The organism is Acidithiobacillus concretivorus, from assembly GCF_018853445.1.
Taxonomy (GTDB): domain Bacteria; phylum Pseudomonadota; class Gammaproteobacteria; order Acidithiobacillales; family Acidithiobacillaceae; genus Acidithiobacillus; species Acidithiobacillus concretivorus.
Window position 1 is genome coordinate 1 of record NZ_JABELD010000013.1, and the last position, 21,118, is coordinate 21,118.

Annotated in this window: 20 protein-coding genes and 1 pseudogene; 13 read left to right on the forward strand and 8 right to left on the reverse strand. The window is 53.4% G+C overall.

What is annotated here, in order from left to right; all coding sequences use genetic code 11:
- Positions 1 to 256: 256 nt before the first annotated feature.
- A complete protein-coding gene (locus HJG40_RS01590) occupies positions 257 to 1,363 on the forward strand; it encodes a Fic family protein (protein WP_215862581.1) in 1,107 nt (368 codons plus the stop codon).
- Between the two features lie 63 nt (positions 1,364 to 1,426).
- Here the strand turns inward: HJG40_RS01590 and HJG40_RS01595 are convergent, their stop codons facing one another.
- Positions 1,427 to 1,615 carry a YqaE/Pmp3 family membrane protein gene (locus HJG40_RS01595; RefSeq protein ID WP_215862582.1) on the reverse strand — a complete coding sequence of 63 codons (189 nt, stop codon included), beginning with the start codon at positions 1,613 to 1,615 and terminating at the stop codon, positions 1,427 to 1,429.
- Positions 1,616 to 1,700: 85 nt separating this feature from the next.
- Between HJG40_RS01595 and HJG40_RS01600 the strand changes: the two genes are divergently transcribed.
- The gene (locus HJG40_RS01600; RefSeq protein ID WP_215862583.1) at positions 1,701 to 3,029 is read left to right on the forward strand and encodes a DUF445 domain-containing protein; all 1,329 of its coding nucleotides are present in this window, start codon (positions 1,701 to 1,703) and stop codon (positions 3,027 to 3,029) included.
- Positions 3,030 to 3,253: 224 nt separating this feature from the next.
- Positions 3,254 to 3,586, forward strand: coding sequence for a hypothetical protein (locus HJG40_RS01605; protein WP_215862584.1), 333 nt, complete (start codon positions 3,254 to 3,256; stop codon positions 3,584 to 3,586).
- Here the strand turns inward: HJG40_RS01605 and murI are convergent.
- From murI to glgC, 5 genes are read right to left on the reverse strand one after another with little or no spacing between them, the layout of a single operon-like run.
- Positions 3,583 to 4,368, reverse strand: a complete 786-nt coding sequence (gene murI, locus HJG40_RS01610) for a glutamate racemase (RefSeq protein WP_215862585.1) — start codon at positions 4,366 to 4,368, stop codon at positions 3,583 to 3,585. The two genes, HJG40_RS01605 and murI, sit on opposite strands and share 4 nt — an antisense overlap.
- A 3-nt stretch (positions 4,369 to 4,371) precedes the next feature.
- The gene (locus tag HJG40_RS01615; protein WP_215862586.1) at positions 4,372 to 5,316 is read right to left on the reverse strand and encodes an ROK family protein; all 945 of its coding nucleotides are present in this window, start codon (positions 5,314 to 5,316) and stop codon (positions 4,372 to 4,374) included.
- Entirely contained in the window at positions 5,309 to 7,336 is a 2,028-nt protein-coding gene (locus HJG40_RS01620; protein ID WP_215862587.1) for an alpha-amylase/4-alpha-glucanotransferase domain-containing protein, read from the reverse strand. Before HJG40_RS01620 ends, HJG40_RS01615 begins: the two co-directional genes overlap by 8 nt.
- A 3-nt stretch (positions 7,337 to 7,339) precedes the next feature.
- Positions 7,340 to 9,040, reverse strand: coding sequence for a glycoside hydrolase family 57 protein (locus HJG40_RS01625; protein ID WP_215862588.1), 1,701 nt, complete (start codon positions 9,038 to 9,040; stop codon positions 7,340 to 7,342).
- A 4-nt stretch (positions 9,041 to 9,044) separates the two neighbouring features.
- The gene (gene glgC, locus HJG40_RS01630; RefSeq protein WP_215862589.1) at positions 9,045 to 10,352 is read right to left on the reverse strand and encodes a glucose-1-phosphate adenylyltransferase; all 1,308 of its coding nucleotides are present in this window, start codon (positions 10,350 to 10,352) and stop codon (positions 9,045 to 9,047) included.
- A gap of 195 nt (positions 10,353 to 10,547) precedes the next feature.
- Between glgC and glgB the strand changes: the two genes are divergently transcribed.
- The 7 genes from glgB to HJG40_RS01665 all read left to right on the forward strand — a co-directional run bounded on the left by glgB (position 10,548) and on the right by HJG40_RS01665 (position 16,319).
- On the forward strand, positions 10,548 to 12,740 hold the full coding sequence (glgB, locus tag HJG40_RS01635; RefSeq protein ID WP_215862590.1) for a 1,4-alpha-glucan branching protein GlgB: 2,193 nt from the start codon (positions 10,548 to 10,550) through the stop codon (positions 12,738 to 12,740).
- A gap of 30 nt (positions 12,741 to 12,770) precedes the next feature.
- Complete coding sequence (locus tag HJG40_RS01640) at positions 12,771 to 13,232, forward strand: NfeD family protein (RefSeq protein ID WP_215862591.1); 462 nt, start codon at positions 12,771 to 12,773, stop codon at positions 13,230 to 13,232.
- Positions 13,208 to 14,137: an SPFH domain-containing protein gene (locus HJG40_RS01645; protein ID WP_215862592.1), complete on the forward strand. Its 930-nt coding sequence runs from the start codon at positions 13,208 to 13,210 to the stop codon at positions 14,135 to 14,137. The genes HJG40_RS01640 and HJG40_RS01645 overlap by 25 nt, the downstream gene beginning before the upstream one ends.
- A 95-nt stretch (positions 14,138 to 14,232) precedes the next feature.
- A complete protein-coding gene (locus tag HJG40_RS01650; protein ID WP_215862593.1) occupies positions 14,233 to 14,619 on the forward strand; it encodes a VOC family protein in 387 nt (128 codons plus the stop codon).
- A 156-nt stretch (positions 14,620 to 14,775) separates the two neighbouring features.
- Positions 14,776 to 15,168: a carboxymuconolactone decarboxylase family protein gene (locus tag HJG40_RS01655; RefSeq protein WP_215862594.1), complete on the forward strand. Its 393-nt coding sequence runs from the start codon at positions 14,776 to 14,778 to the stop codon at positions 15,166 to 15,168.
- A gap of 564 nt (positions 15,169 to 15,732) precedes the next feature.
- On the forward strand, positions 15,733 to 15,987 hold the full coding sequence (locus HJG40_RS01660) for a type II toxin-antitoxin system HicA family toxin (protein WP_215862595.1): 255 nt from the start codon (positions 15,733 to 15,735) through the stop codon (positions 15,985 to 15,987).
- The gene (locus HJG40_RS01665) at positions 15,984 to 16,319 is read left to right on the forward strand and encodes a type II toxin-antitoxin system HicB family antitoxin (RefSeq protein WP_215862596.1); all 336 of its coding nucleotides are present in this window, start codon (positions 15,984 to 15,986) and stop codon (positions 16,317 to 16,319) included. Before HJG40_RS01660 ends, HJG40_RS01665 begins: the two co-directional genes overlap by 4 nt.
- Before the next feature lies 1 nt (position 16,320).
- On the opposite strand, the gene pgl is transcribed toward HJG40_RS01665, so the two are convergent.
- Positions 16,321 to 17,025, reverse strand: a complete 705-nt coding sequence (gene pgl / locus HJG40_RS01670; RefSeq protein WP_215862597.1) for a 6-phosphogluconolactonase — start codon at positions 17,023 to 17,025, stop codon at positions 16,321 to 16,323.
- A gap of 24 nt (positions 17,026 to 17,049) precedes the next feature.
- The gene (locus tag HJG40_RS01675; protein WP_215862598.1) at positions 17,050 to 17,745 is read right to left on the reverse strand and encodes a VIT1/CCC1 transporter family protein; all 696 of its coding nucleotides are present in this window, start codon (positions 17,743 to 17,745) and stop codon (positions 17,050 to 17,052) included.
- Between the two features lie 96 nt (positions 17,746 to 17,841).
- Between HJG40_RS01675 and cysM the strand changes: the two genes are divergently transcribed.
- The 3 genes and pseudogenes from cysM to HJG40_RS01690 form a co-directional block, all read left to right on the forward strand.
- On the forward strand, positions 17,842 to 18,726 hold the full coding sequence (gene cysM, locus HJG40_RS01680; protein WP_215862599.1) for a cysteine synthase CysM: 885 nt from the start codon (positions 17,842 to 17,844) through the stop codon (positions 18,724 to 18,726).
- Between the two features lie 90 nt (positions 18,727 to 18,816).
- Positions 18,817 to 20,805, forward strand: coding sequence for a hypothetical protein (locus tag HJG40_RS01685; RefSeq protein ID WP_368355861.1), 1,989 nt, complete (start codon positions 18,817 to 18,819; stop codon positions 20,803 to 20,805).
- Positions 20,806 to 20,810: 5 nt separating this feature from the next.
- Positions 20,811 to 21,118, forward strand: a pseudogene (locus HJG40_RS01690) (DUF1318 domain-containing protein); the annotation flags it as partial.

Consider the following 21,118-nt stretch of genomic DNA (forward strand, 5'->3'; position numbering starts at 1 on the left):
CCCCCCCCCCGCCGATGGAAGATTTTGATGACGATATTCCGTTCTGACCCGGAACCTTTTTAAAAACCACCAAATATAATTTGTAAAAACAATCCCAGAACGCCTTGTACTTTCTGGGATTTTTTATGTGTGCCAAGCGGGCTACACAATGCCAACCCGGTAGGCAGATCTTATTCCGACTATGCTTGACGTGTATATAAGAATGGGTTTTCATATGCATATTTATCGCGATATGTATAGGTAGAGTTGTTTTTCTTTGCATGTTTCGCCATTCATCTATTCGGGAGCAACCATGACACTTGGGCCGCTGCATCAGCTCGATCCGGTACGGTTCGAAACCGCTCCTATTCTGAAGAAGCTAGTAAAAAGCAGCCGTAAGCTTGCGGAGCTCAAGAGTATGGCACGGACCATCCCGAACCAGGGCATCCTGATTAATACTCTGGGTTTGCAGGAAGCCAAAGACAGTTCCGAGATCGAAAACATCGTCACGACGCACGATGCATTGTTCAAGGGCGAAGCTTTAGAGCGCGTGTATTCAGACCCGGCTACCAAGGAAGTTTTGCGTTATCGGCAAGCGCTTCGCACGGGCTTTGAGGAGGTGCGCAAAACCAGGTTGATTACAAACCGGCAAATTCTGAAAATTCAGGAAGCACTGGAACAGAACGACGCAGGCTTTCGCCAGTTACCGGGCACTGATCTTCAGACCGATACAGGCCGGGTGGTCTACACTCCACCGCAGGACAATAACGAGATCATCCGCCTGATGGGCGACCTAGAGCGATTTATCAATGACGATGCCCTGTTCAACGTTGACCCGTTGATCAAGATGGCTCTGATTCATCATCAGTTCGAGAGTATCCACCCGTTTTACGATGGCAACGGTCGAACCGGGCGCATCATCAACGTGCTTTATCTGGTCAAGGCTGAGTTGCTGGACATCCCGTTGCTTTATCTCAGCAACTACATCGTTCGGAACAAAGGGGAGTACTATCGCCTGCTTCAGGCCGTTCGGGATGATGAAGCCTGGGAAGAATGGGTTATGTACATGCTGGATGCTGTGGAACAGACCGCAGAGCAGGCCATCAAAATGATTCAAGCGATCAGCCTCGCCCAGATGGACTACAAGCAGCGAATCCGGAATCAGTTTCGCTTCTACAGCCAAGACTTGATCAATAGTCTGTTCCAGCATCCTTACACCAAGATTGCCTTTTTGGAGCGCGATCTTCAGGTTTCACGCCTGACCGCAACAAAATACCTCGACGATCTGGCCGAAGCGGGTTTTGTCGAAAAGGTCAAGGCAGGACGAAGCAACTACTACGTCAATCTGGCATTGATCCGCGTCATTAAGGAAGACAAACGCTGACCGAATGCCAACTTGAGCAGGAAGTCTTATCTTGGTTAACCGATATCGGCTTAATAAGGGCCGTTAACGTCCCAGCGCTTTCTGGATTTTCTGATCGGTCTTGTACTGGCTCAGGGCGTAAACTGCCCAGATAGCCGCCGGTATCCAGCCCAATACGGTGATTTGCAGAAGCAGGCAGATGATGCCTGCGATCGGTCGGCCAATGGTGAAAAACACCATAAAAGGTAAAAAAATCGCCAGAATAAGACGCATAACCCATACTCCCTGCCAATAATTATGTTTGCATCTTAAATGGCGATTTCTACAGAGTGCAAGTCTCCGTGCTAAACTCGCTCACATGATTGCCGATAATAATGAACCCCCCAAAGCACTTCTGAATCCTCGGCCAGGAGAACGCCTGCAAAAATTGCAGGTGATGCGCCGCTGGGCTTTGGTTTTCCTGTTGCTGGCGTTGCTGCTGTTCTTGTTTTCGGCCAGTCAGGGATTTTTGGGCCTCTGGGCCTGGACCGGGGCATTTTCCGAGGCCGCCATGGTGGGTGGGCTGGCGGACTGGTTTGCGGTGGTAGCCCTGTTTCGTCATCCGCTTGGGTTGCCCATTCCCCATACGGCCATTTTGCCGAGAAACAAAGCGCGTCTGGCGAAGCGTCTGGCCACGTTCATTCGTGATCATTTTCTGGAAAGCGAAGCCATTGTCCGCCTTTTGCGCCGCGCCGATCCCGCCACCTGGCTGGCGCAGTGGCTGATACAGCCGGAAAGCAGTCATTTGCTGGCCCGGCAATTAACCTCTTTGCTGCAAAAAGCCCTGGCGCTGAGTGACGACCAGGAATTGCGCATTGCCCTGAGAACCGCGCTGGGTCGTCAGCTGCAGCGCGTGGATGGGGCGCGCTGGATGGGAAATATTCTGGCATTACTCACGGAAGACCACCGTCATCAGGCCCTACTGGAAGATGGTATTCAGCGCCTGCGCGAGTGGCTGGATGGGGAAGAAACGCAGGGGCTGCTGGCCGGGCAAATAGCGGCCATTCTGAAACGCGCCTATCCCACTTTGTTCTCCTGGATGAGTGCGCTCATGGACCCGGCCACCCTGAGTGATAATCTCGCGCGAAATCTGGTAAAGGCCGCGCATCAACTGTTGCAGGAAATTGAGGACGATCCCGAGCATCCACGCCGTCTGGCTTTTGATCGCTGGATGGCTGATGCGATTGTGCGGCTGCGGACAGACGCCCGATTTCAGGAACGTATCCGGCGTTGGCAAAATGGTCTGATTTCCCATCCGGCTGTGCAGGAGTATGCAGATGGTTTGTTGCGCGACCTGCGAGCCTGGCTGGACAAGGATCTGGGCAGCCCTGATTCCCGTTTGCAGGGCCAGATTCAGATGTTGGCCGGGCAGTTAGGGACATTTTTGGCGGAACAGGCAATCTTGCGGGAGGCCATTAATGATTACCTGGAAAAAAGTGCCCGCCGTTTAGCCCCGGCCATGCGCGATGGTTTGGCACAGCATATTGAAAAAACCATTCAGGACTGGCCCGAAAAAGACATGATCCGTTTGCTGGAAGAAGGGGTAGGGACCGATCTGCAATATATTCGGGTGAACGGAACCCTGGTCGGCGGTCTGGTGGGTGTTTTGATTCATGCCCTGGCGCTGGCTGTGCCTCTACTCATTTAGAGACGCTGCCGATGGAATCAAATGGTCCGGTATGGCCCGCATGGGTATTGGGTATTCTGGCCCGAATTGGCCATTTCAACATGAGCAGAGTGCTGGATTGATGCTGAAGGATCCATTTTTTCAGATGCTTACCTGGAAGGAACAATTTTTGCTGGACTGCGCTGCGGAGTCATGTCCGTTCGGTTCTTTCATTCTGAATAAGGCTTGTGGAGGGAGGTGCATTTATGAAGCGTGTATTGATGAGTGTGATGGCAGCAGGCACCCTGATGATGGCGGGTTTTGCGACGGCGGCGACGGTTACCGCTACCGACGCGCAGCATGCGCTGGCGGCGGCCAAGACGGCCATGGCAAAAACTTCAGCCGTGCATTATTTGTGGCTTTCCACCCCGAAAGTTTATAAGGAAGCCGAAGCTGCAGATAAAGCCGGCAAATATGATGAAGCCGTGGTCAAGGCCAAGCATGCCGAAGATCTGGCTAATCTGGCTTACGCCCAGGGCGAAGCTCAGGCCAAAAAATATGGCGTGAAGTTGACGGATCATGGGGTCCAGATGGACTAGGTTTTGACCCCGTGAGCACGCAGCAGGCGACGGGCAGTTTGCGTCTTTTCAGCGGTGGCGGCGGTAAAATAAAAATCAATGGATGCTTCAACGGGTAAATCCGGTGGCGTGTCCGGGATGTTTGGTATGTCGAGCCTGCGACATAATTGCCGCGCCACGCCATCATTTCCATCCAAGGTGGGAATATTCCGTCCGGTTAGCTCTGACACCCAGTTGCTAATCCAGCAGTAATGGGTGCAGCCCAGCACAATGACTTGGATGTCTGTCGAGTAAAAAGGCAGAACCTGGTCGTGCAGATACTCCTGGACTTGCTTTTGCCAGTTATTGCTCTGGGATTCAATACGTTCTGCCAGACCCGGGCAAGCGAGAGGCTGCACGCGTTGTGCAGCATTGGGTAATTGCGTCAAAAGATTACGCAGTTTTTCACCGGTGACGGTCATGGTTGTAGCGAGCAGGAGAATGCGGCCTTCGGGATAAAGCATCAGCGCTTTTTTGATGGCAGGTTCAATACCGATGATGGGTACGTCCGCATATTCCCGCAGCGGTATGGCGGCCGCGCTGGTAGCTGTGTTGCAGGCCAGTACCACAGCATCTACGCCTTGCCGGACAAACCAGGCATAAGCATCTTCAGTCCATTGTTGTACTTCGCCGGCAGTTTTGTCGCCATAAGGACTATGAGCGCTATCGCCATAAAACAAAAAATGGGCATTCGGCAAATAACGCAGGCAGGAGAGCAGGGTGCTGAGACCACCCAGTCCGGAATCAAATACACCAATACGCATCAGTTACTGGCTGAGTTCCTGATCGGCCAGCAGGGCGACCCCGCGCATTCCGGCGAGATCATCATGATTACCGCGTTTGACTTCCACCTCGCCGCGCAGCGCGGGAATCAAGTCAGCGTCCAAACGATGTAATAAGGCTGGCGCAAAACAATCCCAGGCCGCACTGACCCCGCCACCCACCCGAATGACCCGGACATCGGCAACCTTCAAAATACTGGCCAGGGCTTGTCCCAGATAATCACCGGCCATCTGGAAGGTTTGACTGGCTTCGGGGCGTCCATCACAGGCCATCTGGGCAATAACGGCGGTTTCTGGTGCTGTGCCGGTCAGTTCCACGTAACTGGATTGGATTCCGCGTGCTGAGGCATATTGTTCCAGACACCCCTGATTACCACAGCCGCAGCGTCTTCCGCCAGGGACCACAATGAGGTGCCCTATTTCCATGGCGGTTCCATGTTCACCGCGCCAGGGGCGGTCGTCATGGACCCACCCACCACCGACACCCGTGCCCAGGCCGACGTATAAAAGATCGCGCAATTCGGGATTTTCCTGTTTTTCTTCCCAGAATTCGCCATATCCAGCAGCATTGGCATCATTTTCGATGAGTACGGGTATTTGGCAGGCATTCTGAACGGCACTTTGCAAATCAAAGTTGATGAGTTGCGGAATGTTGGGCGATTGCAGTAACACCCCTTTGGCATTCACAAAACCGGGCACAGCCACCCCGACCCGAACAATTTCCGGATATTGATGGCGGAGCTGGGCAATGCCTGCTTCGAGCAAATCCGTAAACAATTGGGCAGCGTTTTCAGAATCCGCTGCCGCAGCGCATTTAGCGTGCAGATCTACTTCATGGCGAATACTGTCCAGACAATCATTGCCCCGGAAAACCCCAAAACGTAAATTGGTGCCACCGACATCAATACCTATGGTCAGTTTCTCAGTCATAGGCAATGATCTCCGTTAGTATTTCAATATGTTGCGACTTGCCAGCCGTCAGGTCCCAGTAAAAATCCAGTTGCAGGGCCTGCATGATTTTTTCAAAGCCCGCTTCGGATTGGGAAACGGTCATATGGGGCGCAGCCTCCCAGCGCACCGGCGGATTGCAATGGAGGATGATTTTACCGCCCATCACGGCATCTTCCAGCACAATTTGTCGGGTTTTGTCACCCTGGATGGGAAGTCCGAAGCCACCCTGGGATTGCCCATCCGCAAAAAACTGTCCCGCCGGCCCATCACAACTGGGCATAGCCAGAAATAGCCGACTATGAAAATGATGAGACTCCGTATTTTGTTGGGATGCTGGTGATTCTATCCGAAAATGCACCATCAGTCCTTTATTGTTGAGGCTGTAGGCTTTACTGACCGCCCATCTGTCAGCGACACCGCCCGCAAAATGAGGAGCATCCTGAACGATGCTGCTTTCCGGATACGTGACTGCGACATTATCCAGCCACTCCTGAAAACTGTGACAGGGAGTGGTGTCGGCAACGAGATCTTCTGCTGTAATTTCTGTTTTGAAGCTGATGCGGTCATGGGCGGAAGCAATACCTTCAGTGGGAGCCGCATGATCCACTGCCCCGTGACGGATTTTGTCGTAGTAGGCCTCGTCGCGCCGTGCCAGTGTATCCCCAAGATTGTGATGCAGTTTGTAACAATCCCATTCGGCCACGGCAGCAGAGGGGGTCGGGCGAATGATCAACTGTTGATCGTCATTGTGATAATACAGTTCTTCATGACCATCCATATCCACGTCAATGGACTGCCAACCTGGACGTGCCTGGATTTTATCGAGCTGCGCCTCCAGACTGACCATGGCATGATACACCGCCCGGCGCAGGTGCGGCAGATAAATGCCGCCAAACAGCCCGTGCCAATAGGCATCATTGGCCTGGGTTTCATGCAAATCCGCACGCATTTGCTTGCTTTGCTGGCGCTTGGGCAGAGCGTGAAAGCGCTGGGATAATTGCAGCATACGCTTTTGCATCCAGTTGGATTCGGGATAACGGGTCAGAAAGTTTTTCCATATTCCCCCACGGATAAGCGGCTTGCGGAGGTCCAGGCGACCCGCAGCCTTTTCCTGTTCCAGAAACGCTGCGTAGTTGCGAGCCGCATCCGGTGCTAGTGTCCATTCGTTCATTTCACTGTAAGACACCGTGGGCAGATAAATGATGCCCTGGGGTCGATGCTGGTGCAGATAATCCTTGAAACGCATGGGTTGAATATGTGGAGAATTCAGGACGCCCTTTAGAAACTGTTCAAGCCAGCCTTTTTCATAAACCCAACTATAAGTCTCCGGCCAAACCCCAAACTTTTCGATGTCATCAAAATAAATCCCGGCGCTACCCGGATTATGCGCAGATATTTCTTCGATATAAGTCACTGCGGCTGCGGCCTCCGAGAAGGGCAGGCGATAACGCAAGGCTTCGGAAATGGGAAAAACATCTATAGCCTGACCATTTTCTTCGGTGCGATGAAAGCTGCCGAGTTGGTCGGTAGAGGCCCCCGCGCAGAGAAAGTGATAATCATCCACCATCACATATTGAATGCCTGCTTCTTGCAGGGCGGGAACCACGCTGGGATCCCAAACACGCTCGGTCAGCCAGGCACCCACCGGGCGTTGCCCGAAATTTTTATCCAGTCGGTCGGCCATGGCTTCCAGTTGGGTGATGCGATCCGCATGAGGAATAGCCGCCAGCACCGGTTCGGTGTCACCGGCGCCCACCAGTTCCGCCTGCTGGCGGGTGACCATTTCCTGCAGCAGTTTTGTGGTGCTGGGATGGTGTTGCACCATGTATTGGAGTAACCAGCCACTGATATGAATGGCAAAGGGAAATTCAGGAAAGCGATGCATGGCTTCGAGAAAGGGGTGATAACAGCGCAGTACGGCGTCATCAATTACCTGCGGAAAATTGCCAACCGGCTGATGGGCGTGGACGCCCAGGAGGAGGGGGGTGCTGTGGGTCATTGCTTATCCTTCCATATGGGTGCGGCGCATGGTACCACCAGATTCGGCGGGTCCCCCGCCATGACTGATGGGTTCGTTGAGAGTTTCTGGAGGAGAAATTTGCATCAGGTTATACAGCTTGCGCAGGTTCATTCTGAACAGGTGATCAAAATCCCTGACCGAATCAGAAGGATTGTAATCTCCGAACCACCAGAACCAGTCCGAGCCTTCGCAGCGACCTAATTGTTCAGTGATTTCTTCCTGTAGTTCGGGGGTGAGTCCGGCAAAATGCTGGTCAACATCCTGCTTGGCGGTGCAGAGCATATCCCAAGCCCGGTTTTTGGCTCCATCGCCAATCCAGGTGCTGAAATTGCCATAGACCCAACTGCCGGCGGCAAGATCCGGAATGCTTTTGATGGCTTCCGGATGGTCCTGAACATAGTCGCTGAAGGTGCACATTTTGATATGGGGGTGATTAGAAAGGGCTCGGTAGAGCTCGGAAAGAAAATAGTAGCCATTATAGGGGTAGTATTCCCAGGCATTTTCTCCATCCAGAATGATGCTGACGACGGGATGATCCTGACCTTCCGTCTGGCGCCAGATGGCTTCGAGTTTATGCACGAAATCGATGACTGCATCGTGACCAAACCAGGTTTTATAGTCAAAACCGATGGTGTCAGAGAGCGCATCATCCCGAAAAAACAGTGCCGGTCCCTGATTTTCGAGGCGATAAGCTTTGTATAAATATTCGGCCCGACCGCGTGGTGCAGAGTCGTCATCGCTGCGCAGCAGGCTATGCGTGAGTACGCCTTCTCCTGAAGCAGTCCAGGTCACTTGCGCTTCACCCAGCATTTTGACAAAGGCTGCGGAAACGCCACCTTCTGCTGGCCACATGCCCTGGGCGGCAATGCCGAAATGTTGCGGATGGTAAGCCTGGGCGCGTTCAATGTGCCAGCGCGCACGCTCGACACCACCGGGGTACTCAGGGGATTCAGGCAATGGCGCATCGGGGACGGCTTCCCGGGCGGCGGCAAAGTCCAGCATCAGGGGGGCAATGGGATGGTAGTAAGGCGTGGTGGATATTTCGATACGTCCGGCTTCTGCCAGGGCGCGGTAACGAGGGATCAGTCCACCGATCAGTTCACCGAGAAAGTGCAGTAAATCCTGCCGGTCTGCGAGCGTAAAACCGTGTCCCTTGTCCATCAACTTCTGAATGAGGGGGCTGCCGCGCCGCACCGTTTCGCCGGTCCAGGCCAGGTGATACCAGACCAGCAGATCGGCCAGAAACTGAATGGACAAATAGTCAGAAAGTTCAGCCGGATCACTGTGCATGATGGTATATATTTCATGGAGTCGGCGGTATCCGGCAAAGGGATTCAGCATGTGCTCCGGATCCAGACGAAAGCACTGCTCCATGAGGTGATGACGTTGCTCATTGTTCAGGGTTTTTAGATCAGTGCTGGCCAGGGCGATGAGGAGAGGATCGCGAAAATGCCCACTTTCAAACTGACTGGTGTAATCTTCAATCTGCTCGACGAGAATGGGCACACAGTTGAATACGCCCCGAGCCAGAGGGTTTTCCTCATAATGCGCGATCATGTCTGCATAATCCTTGCAGGCATGCAGGTACGTCCAGGGCAATGCGTACTGTCCATCCGCATTGCGATAATCGGGCTGGTGCATATGCCAGCAGAAAATGACATGAAGTGCACGTGCGGGGGGCATAAGGTCACCTCACAAAATGTAGTTGCTGGCCTAGTAACTCCGGAGTAATCAGGGTGACGCCATTGGGCGTCCGATAAAAGCGGCGGGCATCTTCGGCAGGATCTTCGCCCACCACCAGACCATTAGGGATGATAGTGCCCTTGTCGACGACGACTTTACGCAAGCGAGCGCCTTCACCCATGCGCACGTTGGGTAATATGACAGAATCTTCGATGAGGGTGTGGCCATCATTGACCCGGACATTGGAAAACAGCAGGGAACGCCGGACTGTTGCGCCACTGATGATGCAGCCTCCCGAGACAATGCTGTCCAGGGCCATGCCGCGCCTTCCTTCGTCGTCAAAGACAAATTTGGCAGGCGGAAGTTGTTCCTGATACGTCCAGATGGGCCAGCGGCTGTCATATAAATCCAGATCGGGAGTCACATGTACCAGATCGATGTTGGCAGACCAGTAGGCGTCCACCGTACCTACATCTCGCCAGTAGCAACGACTGGCCTTGCCTTCATTGCTGGAAATGCAACTGTTACGGAAGCGGTGAGCCATGACCCGATAACGTGACACCATGTAAGGGATGAGATCGTTGCCAAAATCGTGGCTGGAATCGCGACTGTCCGCATCGCGGATGAGCTGCTCATACAGAAAATCCGTGTTGAAAACATAAATACCCATGCTTGCGAGCGCACGATCGGGGTTGTTGGGGGTGGGTGTGGGGTCGCTGGGTTTTTCGGTAAAACCGGTCACCCGATCTTCGTGATTGACGGTCATGACGCCAAAACCTTTGGCTTCTTCCAGAGGAACCTCAATGCAGGCGACGCTCATATCTGCCTGGCTTTGCACATGCTCGGCGAGCATCTGACCATAGTCCATTTTGTAAATATGGTCACCAGCAAGAACAATGACATAACGCGGCCGGTGGGCACGCAAAATATCAATATTCTGAAAAATCGCATCTGCGGTTCCTTTGTACCAGCCAGTATTCATGCGCTGTTGGGCAGGGAGGATTTCAATAAACTCGCTGAACTCGCCCCTCAGAAATCCCCAGCCCAGCTGAATGTGACGAATCAAGCTGTGCGCTTTGTACTGGGTCAGCACGCCAATGCGGCGAATGCCGGAGTTCATGCAGTTGGATAAACAAAAATCAATAATGCGGAATTTGCCCCCGAAAGGCACGGCGGGCTTGGCGCGCCAGTCGGTCAATGGTCCGAGGCGACTACCACGACCGCCAGCCAGGACCAGGGCGAGAGTGTTTTTGGTAAGGTTACTGACAAAGCGCGGGGAATTGCTGGGGCCACTCTGGTTTTCTTCGGACATGCTTTTCTCCTTGTCGGGCACTGGTATTACACCTGACCTGGAGTATAGACAGGATTCCCCCGTGCTTTCGCTTTAAAGGTACTGAACTTGGAGGATGTCGGCAAGCACTCAAAGGGAACAATGGTCTTTTCCGGCGATGTGTTATGCTCTTAGTGGGAGTGGCTCCTCAATCACAATGATGAAAAGGAGATTGTGGTGACGAAATTACCAAAAAAAAATCATGGCGAAGAGTTGCATCATGATGAAATAGCCATTCGCGAGGCCCGTCATCACGATCCCTTCGCCTGGTTGGGGCAGCACCGGATCGGTACCGACAATCGTGCTATACAGCGCGTTTTTCTGCCTGGGGCCGCTCAGGTAGAACTGCAAACCCCTCAGGGATGGGAGGGGATGACCATGCAGCATCCCGACGGGATTTTTATCCATACCGGAGAAATCCTGCCCACCCCCTATTGTTACCGCTGGCAGGATTCCCTGGGCACGCACGAAGCTTATGATCCCTACGTGTTCAGTCCGGTACTGGGCGATCTGGAAGTTTATTTGTTCAGTGAAGGCCGATTATATGAAGCCTATCGACATCTGGGCGCCCATCGTCGTTATCATGAAGGTGTCGAAGGCGTGTTGTTTGCCGTCTGGGCACCTAATGCGGAGCGGGTCAGTGTGGTTGGCGATTTTAATCACTGGGATGGCCGTTATCACCCAATGCGGGTCCGGGGAATGAGTGGCCTCTGGGAATTGTTCATTCCCGGACTGGAATTGGGTGAAATCTACAAGTTTGAGCTCCGTCACCGGGATTCTGGTGCAGTTTTTGTGAAAACCGATCCTTATGCCAATGCTTTTGAAAGACGTCCAAGTACTGCGGCCCGGGTAGTGGACAGTCAGCATGTCTGGAAGGATCAGGACTGGATGACGGCGCGGACGCAGGCCGATTGGCAGCATGCCCCGATGAATATTTACGAAGTGCATTTAGGATCCTGGCAGCGCGACGAGAAAGGGGATTTTCTGGGCTATGGCGAGCTTACCGAACGTCTGCTGCGCTATGTGCAGGACATGGGTTACACCCATATCGAACTGATGCCGGTGATGGAGCATCCTCTGGATGAATCCTGGGGTTATCAGGTCAGCGGTTACTATGCACCGACCAGCCGCTTCGGGAACCCGGATGGTTTCCGGGCCTTTGTAGATGCTTTTCATCAGGCCGGTATTGGCGTGCTGCTGGATTGGGTGCCGGGGCATTTCCCCAAGGATGACTGGGGACTGGCCCGTTTTGATGGCACCGCTTTGTATGAATATGCAGATCCCCGTGAAGGTGAACACCGTGACTGGGGGACGTATATTTTCAATTTTGGCCGCAACGAAGTCCGCAATTTTCTGTTGGCTAATGCCTGCTATTGGGCGGACAGTTTTCATATTGATGGCCTGCGGGTAGATGCGGTGGCCTCCCTGCTCTACCGGGATTACTCCCGGAACGAAGGGGAATGGATTCCCAACCAGTATGGTGGCAGGGAGAATCTTGAAGCCATTGATTTTCTGCGGGAAATGAATGTGGTGCTCAATGAGCGCTATCCGGGTATTTTGACTATTGCCGAAGAGTCGACCTCCTGGCCCATGGTCTCCCGTCCCACTTATGTGGGCGGGCTGGGTTTTTCCATGAAATGGAATATGGGCTGGATGAATGACACCCTGTCCTACATGCAGCAGGATCCGGTTTATCGGCGTTTTCATCAGAATGATCTGACTTTCAGTCAGCTATATGCGTACGCAGAAAATTTTGTACTGCCCCTCTCTCATGACGAGGTGGTGCATGGAAAATACTCTTTGCTGGATAAAATGCCCGGCGATACCTGGCAGCGCTTTGCCAATTTACGTCTGCTGCTCAGTTATCAGTGTGCTCATCCGGGTAAAAAACTGAATTTCATGGGCAATGAATTTGCTCAAGGAACGGAGTGGAATTGTGGAAAGGCCCTGGACTGGGATTTGCTGCAAACACCCTGGCATCAGGGAATACAGTGGCTAAGCCGGGATCTTGGGCACCTGTACCGCGACTTGCCAGCTTTTTATGACCTGGATTTTGCCCCGGAGGGTTTTGCCTGGGTGGATTGTCATGACGCAGATCAGTCTATACTCAGTTTTCTGCGCCGCGATCGCAACGGTGCTTTTATTCTGGCAGTGTTCAATTTTACCCCGGTATTGCGCAAAAATTATCGTATCGGAGTCCCGGAGCCTGGGTGTTACCGGGAAATTTTCAATAGTGATGCAGCGGCATACCAAGGCAGTAATGTGGGTAACCTTCCGCTGTTTGCCGAAGCGCGGAGCTGGATGGGATTACCCTGTTCACTGGAGTTGACTCTGCCGCCCCTGGCAGCACTGTTTTTGCAAATGGACTGAGGAGAATGACTCCCGGCGTGGGTGATTAGCATGCTTTATATTTATGTCATTATCGCTTTCGTAGCGGGAATATCCGAATTGTTCACCGGCACTTTTTATCTGGCGGCGGTGGCCTTAGCCGCCTTGTTTACCGCTATTACCGGATTGGTGCTGCCTGGCGCGGTTTTGCACTGGGTGTTTCTGGGCTTCTGTCTGGTGTTGTTGCCTGCCGGAATGTGGCTGCGCCACCGGCTCTCCGGAAAAGCCCAGGGACTGACGGATTTTGATTTGGGTCAGGGCGTGGATGTGATTCGTGGCCCTGACCAGAATGAGCATTATACGGTGCGTTACCGGGGCAGCGAATGGATGGCGGTGGTAGATGATGGCCCGGCCCCCTGTGCCGGTGATCGCGCCGTGATCGTGGGCAAGACCGATAACCTGCTACATTTAGGGGTGCTACCCCGGCAACCCTCCGACAAGGAGTCTTTATGTCCTCCCTCATCATCATCCTGATTGTTATTGTCGCGGCTTTTCTGATTTTACGCACCACCATTCGGGTAGTTCCTCAGCAACGCGCCTGGGTCGTTGAAAGACTCGGTAAATATCACGCAGTTCTGGAACCGGGTCTGAATTTTATTATTCCTTTTCTGGACCGTGTCGCATTTCGCTTTGATATGCGCGAAGTACCCATGGAAGTTCCAGCGCAGGCCTGTATTTCCTTTGATAACACCACCATGACGGTAGACGGGATTCTGTATTTGCAGATTACGGATTCCGTCAAGGCGGCTTATGGTTCGAGCAACCCCTTTACTGCCGTCATCCAGTTGGCACAAACCACCATGCGTTCAGAAATCGGCAAGTTGCATCTCGATGCAGCTCTGTCATCCCGGCAGCTGCTCAATACGGCGGTGGCGGCTTCTGTAGATGAAGCGGCGCTGAACTGGGGCGTTAAGGTGCTCCGCTACGAAATACGGGACATCACCCCACCCCAGGAAATCATCCGCGCCATGGAGCTGCAGATTACCGCAGAGCGAGAAAAACGCGCCCTGATTGCCAAATCCGAAGGCCAAAGACAGCAGCAAATCAACACTTCTGAAGGTCAGCGGCAACAGGACATCAATGTGGCAGATGGCCGCAAACAGGCGGAAGTATTGCGTGCTGAAGGCGAAGCCAAGGCCATTCAACTGGTTGCTGAGGCTACCGCCGAAGCCATCCGGGTTATTGGTTCGGCGGCTGGTGAACCCGGAGGCTACGAAGCCCTGCAAATGCAACTCGCCAAGGACTACATCGAAAAGTGGGGGTATTTGGCCAAGAGCAGTACCAGCCTGGTGATTCCTTCCGATCTCGGCAATATTGGCGCTCTGGTGGGGACGGCGCTATCTATGGTTAAGCAGTCTCAGAAAACGGCTGCAGATTGAGCGACGGGCTTGTTGCTTGTTTCCACAAGCAGAACAACTCCGCGCCTATATTTGGGCTGTATCTCGACGTTAGCGTTAGGTATTTGGAGACACATATGATCGACCATACGGGTATCTTCGCCAGTAATTTCGAGATTAGCAAAACCTTTTACTCAGGGGCGCTATCCGCTATAGGCTATCAACTGCTTGCCGAATTCCCTGCTTCAGTAACCAGACACACCGATGTGGCTGGTTTTGGTGAGCCACCCAAACCTGATTTCTGGGTAAGCAAAGGCACATCTAACATTTCACCAATTCATGTTGCGTTCCGTGTCAATTCACGCTCGCTGGTTGATGCATTTTACAAAGCCGCCATTGCAGCGGGTGGCCGTGACAATGGCGCGCCGGGTTTGCGTCCCCACTATCACCCGAATTATTATGGAGCATTCGTTCTCGACCCAGACGGCCACAATATCGAGGCTGTATGCCACGAACCTGCATAGCCATACCCAACAATGCGCTGTAGCCGGTCGGCGGAGCTTGAACGTTGGGAGTCTCCATGAATAACTTTCTCGGTGGAATATTCTTAACTGTCCCTTGTGGGATGCGCCACTGCGCCTCCTTTCTAGAATAACATCACACCTAAGCAGGAGTTTACTGTGGAATCAAATCGTTATGCCCGTGGCTGGGAGAAGCTCAAGGAAATTGATGGTCATGCTGGAGAGCGAGTAATTGAGTCACTCAAAGACACTTCCCCCGACCTCGCCCGCTACACCATTGAGTTTCCATTTGGCGACGTGTATTCACGCGGTGTTCTTTCACTAAAAGAGCGTGAAATTGCAACCGTTGCTGCATTAACCGCTTTGGGGAACGCGCAGCCACAACTAAAGGTTCACATTCATGGTGCGCTCAATGTCGGTTGCACAAGACAAGAAATCATTGAAGTCATAATTCAAATGGCCGTGTATGCAGGGTTCCCGGCCGCACTGAATGGCACCCATGCGGCCAAAGAGGTCTTTGCGGAGCGTGACAAGGCGGGGCAATCAAATTGACCACTCCTAACATTGCGTTTGAAAGCGGCGCGTCACTCAATTTTAAGTTAGAGCTTTCACATGATCGCTGTTACGTTCAATGATCAACCTGAATCGATTGCGTCTATCGAGGAATTTCGTATTGCGCTTGATCGTGATGAGTATCAGCTCGCTTGGTGCATCAAAGTCGAGCAGTGCTACAGAATATTGGCATACTTCTATGTTAACGAGGGTGCTCAGCCAGATTGGGTCTCTTGGCATGCCAGTTAGCTCTTCTCGTTTCGGCAACCCCGACCCAACACCTCTGGCGCTCAACCTCGCTCCTTCCGTTCGCTGGATATCGCTAAAGCGGTGCTGTTTGGCTATATGTTAGGTATTTTGTTGATTCGTAATGATTTTATTTCTGAGGTTTCAAGTCGCAGCAGATGATTTTTGAATTTTTGTTATGGCGCACCAAAAGCGGCGCACTCCGTAGCCACACGTTCGGCAGTCTGAAAAATACTCCTTATATAAATTTAGCAATCCGGTAGCAGGGTGCTGCCAAATTTGTTTTTATTGATATCTTTTTTTGATAGCATGTACCACATGAATGCCAAGCACACCAAAACGTTGCAAGCTATATTTGCCAAACCGACTACAGCTTCTCTCGAATGGGTGCGTATCGAAACTCTATTCATCTCGTTGGGTTGTCGGGTTATCGAAGGGCGTGGTTCTCGTGTTCGTTTTGAATTTAATGGCAGAATTACCGCTTTTCATCGCCCGCATCCCACCAAGGAAGCTAAACCGTATCAAGTTGAACAAGCACGCGACTTTTTAACTGCTATCGGAGTTACACCATGAATACAATGACTTACAAGGGCTACACCGCCCGCATTGATTTCGATGACCGCGACAATAGCCTGGTTGGCAGGTTGCTTGGCATACAAGACATTATTGGCTTTCACGCCGAGAATGTTGCCGATTTGCACACGGCATTTGAAGATGCCGTGGATGATTACCTTGAGGCGTGTGAAAAAATTAGTAAATTACCTGAAAAACCGGCTAGCGGTAAGCTTTTGCTCAGGGTTCCGCCAGAGCTTCATGCCGCAGCCTTAATCAAGGCACAGGCAGTTGGCAAAAGCCTTAATCAGCTGGCTATTGAAGCGTTGAGCCGTGAGGTTCGCATAGAGTAAACTACCCCTGCAGTCTTTCCGGCCATGCAGCCATGTCCAGCCAAACATCCGCGCCACGCCCCACCACTGCTGCGGGAATGTTTTCGCCGCGTAACCAGGCAGCAATGGCGTCCTGCTTTCCTGAGCCGCAGGCCAAAAAAAACAGGGCGTGCGTGTGACGCAGTCTCCAGGCGCTGAGGCTGACTCTCTGCGGGGGGGGCTTGGCAGCATCCAGAATACTGAGGGTGGGAGAGCTACCTTTTTCCTGTCCCCAGTCATGTCCGGGAAACAAACTGGCCGTATGTCCATCTTCCCCCAAACCCAAAAGCACCAAATCAAAGCGTTGTGCGGGCAGAATCGCTGCATAACGGCGGGCCGCTTCACTGGCTCCCGCTTCGGCGGGTATGGTATGAATCTGGGCGCTTGGAATGGGTACCTGGGACAACCAGGTTTGTGCAAGCATCAGGCTGTTACGTTCGGGATCTTCGGGCGGCAGACAGCGCTCATCACCATGATATATATGCCAGTGTTGCCAGTCGCGGCCCATGGATGGCAGCCGGGCATAAGTGGCACGCGGCGTATTGCCTCCCGCCACCACCAGATGAAAAGCACCGCGCAGGGCGATGGCCTCAGCCGCCATACGGGTGATGGCCGCCGCAAGATGAGTACTGATTTGTTCCTGGTCTGGATAAATATGCCATCTTGGCAGTGCGTTTTCTTCCAGCATGCTGAATACCTCCGAATAATGGTCCTATCCGATGGCCTGACCGAGAAGGTGACCGATCAGTGCCGTAAAGGCGAGGGCGACCGTGCCCCAAAACAGGATTCTCAAGGCACCCTTCAAAGGGTTTGATCCACCCAGTTTGGCAGAAATGACCCCCAGTATGGCTAAAAGAATCAAAGTGCTTATAAAGAGCATGGGTAATGCATAGGCGTGCGGGACAAATGCGCCGATCAGAACCGGCGGTACCGCGCCGCTCACAAACGAAATAGCGGAGGCTAATGCCGCTTGAACAGGGCGTGCTTCAGCAACTTCCGTCAGGCCCAGTTCTTCCCGTGCATGCGCTTCAAGAGGGTCACGCTGCATCAATTGAAAAGAGACTTGCCGTGCCAGAGCTTCATCCAGGCCCCGATCCATATAAATTCGACAAAGTTCGAGTTGTTCCAGTTCAGGATTTTTCTTTATTTCATGGGCTTCCTGCCGCAGTTGCGCTTTCTGGCTGTCACGCTGCGAGCTGACGGAAACATATTCACCGGCCGCCATGGACAGCGCACCAGATAATAGGGCGGCAACTCCGGCCAGCAGAATCTGATCATGATTAGCCTGACCCGCTATGACTCCACTGAGCAGACCTGCAGTAGAAAGGAGACCATCGTTAGCCCCCAATACGCCGGCACGCAGCCAACCCGTGTTTTTCTCGTGACTTTCGGTGTGCTCGTTTTCCATTCCAAGGATTCCAATCCCGACTTAAAGGGGGTTCAGGATAGCCCCGGTTTAGGGCTTGGGTCTATGATGGTGTCATGTTCAGGCGAGGAGAAGCATATGGGCGGATTGGAAGATTGGGTGGGGAATACCCCGCTTTGCGAATTCAGGAGTTTGGCACCCAGAGCGGGTGTTCATATTTTTGGCAAGCTGGAGGGGAATAATCCGGCAGGTTCCGTCAAGGACCGCCCGGCCATGAACATGATCCGGCGGGCTCTGGAGCGCGGCACCATCACGACTTCCACCCGATTGATTGAACCCACCAGCGGCAATACCGGCATTGCCCTGGCCATGGCGGCTTCGGTGCGGAAGATCCCGATGACCCTGATTATGCCGGAAAACATGAGCATAGAGCGGCGTCAGGTGATGCGGGCTTATGGTGCTGAGGTTATTTTGACGCCAGCAGAACGCAGTATTGAAGGTTCTATTGATTTGGCCCGGCAAATGGTGGCCGATGGAGAAGGCTTCATGCTGGACCAGTTTTCCAATCCCGACAATCCGGAAGCCCATTATCTCAGTACAGGTCCGGAAATCTGGCGGGATACACGCGGCAGCATCACCCATTTTGTATCTTCCATGGGTACCACCGGGACGATCATGGGGACCTCCCGCTACTTGCGGACGGTCTCTCCCGATATTCAGATTGTCGGCGTACAACCTGCTGAAGGGGCCAAAATACCTGGTATTCGCCGTTGGCCGGAAGCCTATTTGCCCAAAATCTACCATCGGGAAATGGTCAGTCAGATAGAAGACGTGACCCAGGAGGAGGCCGAGGACATGACCCGGCGTCTGGCGCGCGATGAAGGTGTACTGGCTGGAATATCTTCTGGCGGCGCGGTGACCGCCGCACTGCGTATTGCCGAAACCCTGGAGTCTGGAGTCTTGGTGGCGATTATCTGCGATCGTGGTGATCGCTACCTGAGTACAGGCGTGTTTCCGGCCTGAGTGCTTATGCAGGATTCAAAGTCCTTGCGCTCGCCAATGACCACTGGGTCCAGACTTAGGTATTGGCTCATATTTTTTTGTGCAGGATTTGTGCTGTCCGGTCCGGCATGGGCGCAGACGCTGGAAATCTCGGCGGCACGGGTTCAGGGCGCTGCCTGGCAAGCGCAGCACCTGAAGGTCGTGCTGCGGACGCATACGCAGAAAAATGCCAGTCTGCAATTTCTGGCCGGAACCTTGCAGATTGGCAAACAGCGTCCCTGGCAAGCCATACAGGGTAACTGCGTCCTGCAGACCCGGCAGGGTTGGTCGTGTTCAGCCTTGCACCTGGCGATTTCGGGAAGTCCCTGGGGAGCGCTGCAAGGTACTGGACGTTTTCAGGTGCGGCGTTCCGGGGGGCTGGGCAGCCTGCACTTTCTGCTGGAGGGGGCAAAATTGGGCAAGCTGACCCTGCTCGCGCGCAGTGCGGCTTCAGGCCGCTGGCAATTACAGACCCAGGGAGAAGTCGCTTTAACCGATTGGGTTTCCGCCCTGCATCTGCTCCCGGCCCACTGGCAAAGTGGCGGAGAACTCGGTTGGCAGATGCATTCTTCTGGTACTAGCTGGTCACAAATTTCTGCGGTCCATTTTTGGGCGCAACTGCGCAAAGGGCAGTTCAGTAGTCCCGATGGATTGCAGGCAGCCCAGAATGTCGCCGCACAATTGTCGGGTGATGGGCATCTGCAAGGACACTGGCAGGGACACGTTCAGCTGCGTTGGGACGAGGGTGGCATTTTATGGAGTCCCTGGTACTGGGCGGCTCCGGCGCGACCGGTCGTCATGCAGAGTCGCTGGCGTCAGTCGGCAAAAAACTGGCATCTGGAGCGGGGTCAGATACAGTGGCCGAATCTGGGAACCGCAAAATTTACCGTCAGTGAATCCGTTCAGGGGAGTAAGCTGGACTGGCATTTGCAGGATGTGGATGTCGCTCTGGCACCCCTTTTTACGACCTGGATTAAACCGTTATTGCCAGCCAGCAGTTTTGCAGCACAGGCTTTGCTGGCGGGCCATTTGCATTTTTCGGTGGCGGGAAACCCGGCTTTGCGTTCTGTGCATTGGGATTTGCAGCACGGTGATTTTTCTACCCAACAAATGAGCCTGGCTGGCGTCGTCAGTCATGGGGCCTGGGGTGCCAATGTACCCGTGGAACAGGCGGTTTTTAACTGGCAAAGTGCCACCTTATACCATATTCCTTTGGGTCCGCTGGCCGTGCGAGTGTTATTGCATCCTGGAGGATTTGCCTTGCAACAGCCGGTGGATCTCCACCTTTTGGGTGGGGTGCTGCATTTTCAGGCGCTTTCCGGTCATTGGACGGGACCCCATTCCGGTTTTTCAATGCAGGGTAACTTGCAGGGGATGAGCATGAAATCCCTGACGCAGATTATGCACTGGCCGCCCTTTACCGGCACGATTGAGGCTTCCATTCCGCGATTGACTTATCACGCCGGGACAATACAGACCAGTGGAGAATTAAGTGCCGGTATTTTTGGCGGCAAGCTGCGGGTACGAGACCTCCAGGTGCAGAATTTCCTGGGCGTGATGCCGTTACTGCGGGCTAACGTGTCCGTTCAGGGCTTGCAATTGAAGCCGCTCACGGACGCTTTTCATTTTGGGTACATTAGCGGGGTGTTGGATGGAAATCTCCGCAATCTGTACTTGTTGAACTGGTCTCCCGAAGCTTTTCAGGGTCATTTTGAAACCGTGAAGACCCCTGGGGTTCCCCAAAAAATCAGTTACCAGGCAGTTCAGAGTATTACCAAGCTGGGCGGGGGGGACGGGATCAGCGGCTTCTTCCAGGGCATGTTTTTGCGAATGTTCAATACGTTCAGTTACCGTCATCTGGGGATGGGGGTTGATTTGTCTAATGGCGTGGCGGAGCTTTCCGGCGTCCATCCCGAAAATGGTGGCTTTGTCATTTTGCAAGGACAAGGACTGCCCAGGGTGGATATAGTGGGGTACAATCGCCGGGTGAGTTGGGATGAATTGCTGGCAAGACTGAAAACGGCCATGGAAACCGGCCCGCAGATGCACACAGGAGAATAGACAGAATGATGAAGCAAGCTTTGCTGAAAAACCGAACCTGGCAGGCACTGCTGGTGCTGGGCATGTTGATGGGGCTTTCGGCTTGCGTCACCGTCAATATTTATTTTCCGGCAGCCGCTGCCAAACGGCTTGCTGATCAGGTGGTGGGTGAAGTTTACAAGGCAGCAGCCAATGGCGCGGTTTCGACGCCCACAGCGCCCACTCTTTCAGTACCTGCTCAGGTGGTTCCTTCTGCGCCCGCAGCTGCACCCGCCCCCAGCGCTTTTGAGCGTCTGACACCGGCTCATGTGGCGGGTTATCTTCTGGCAACGAG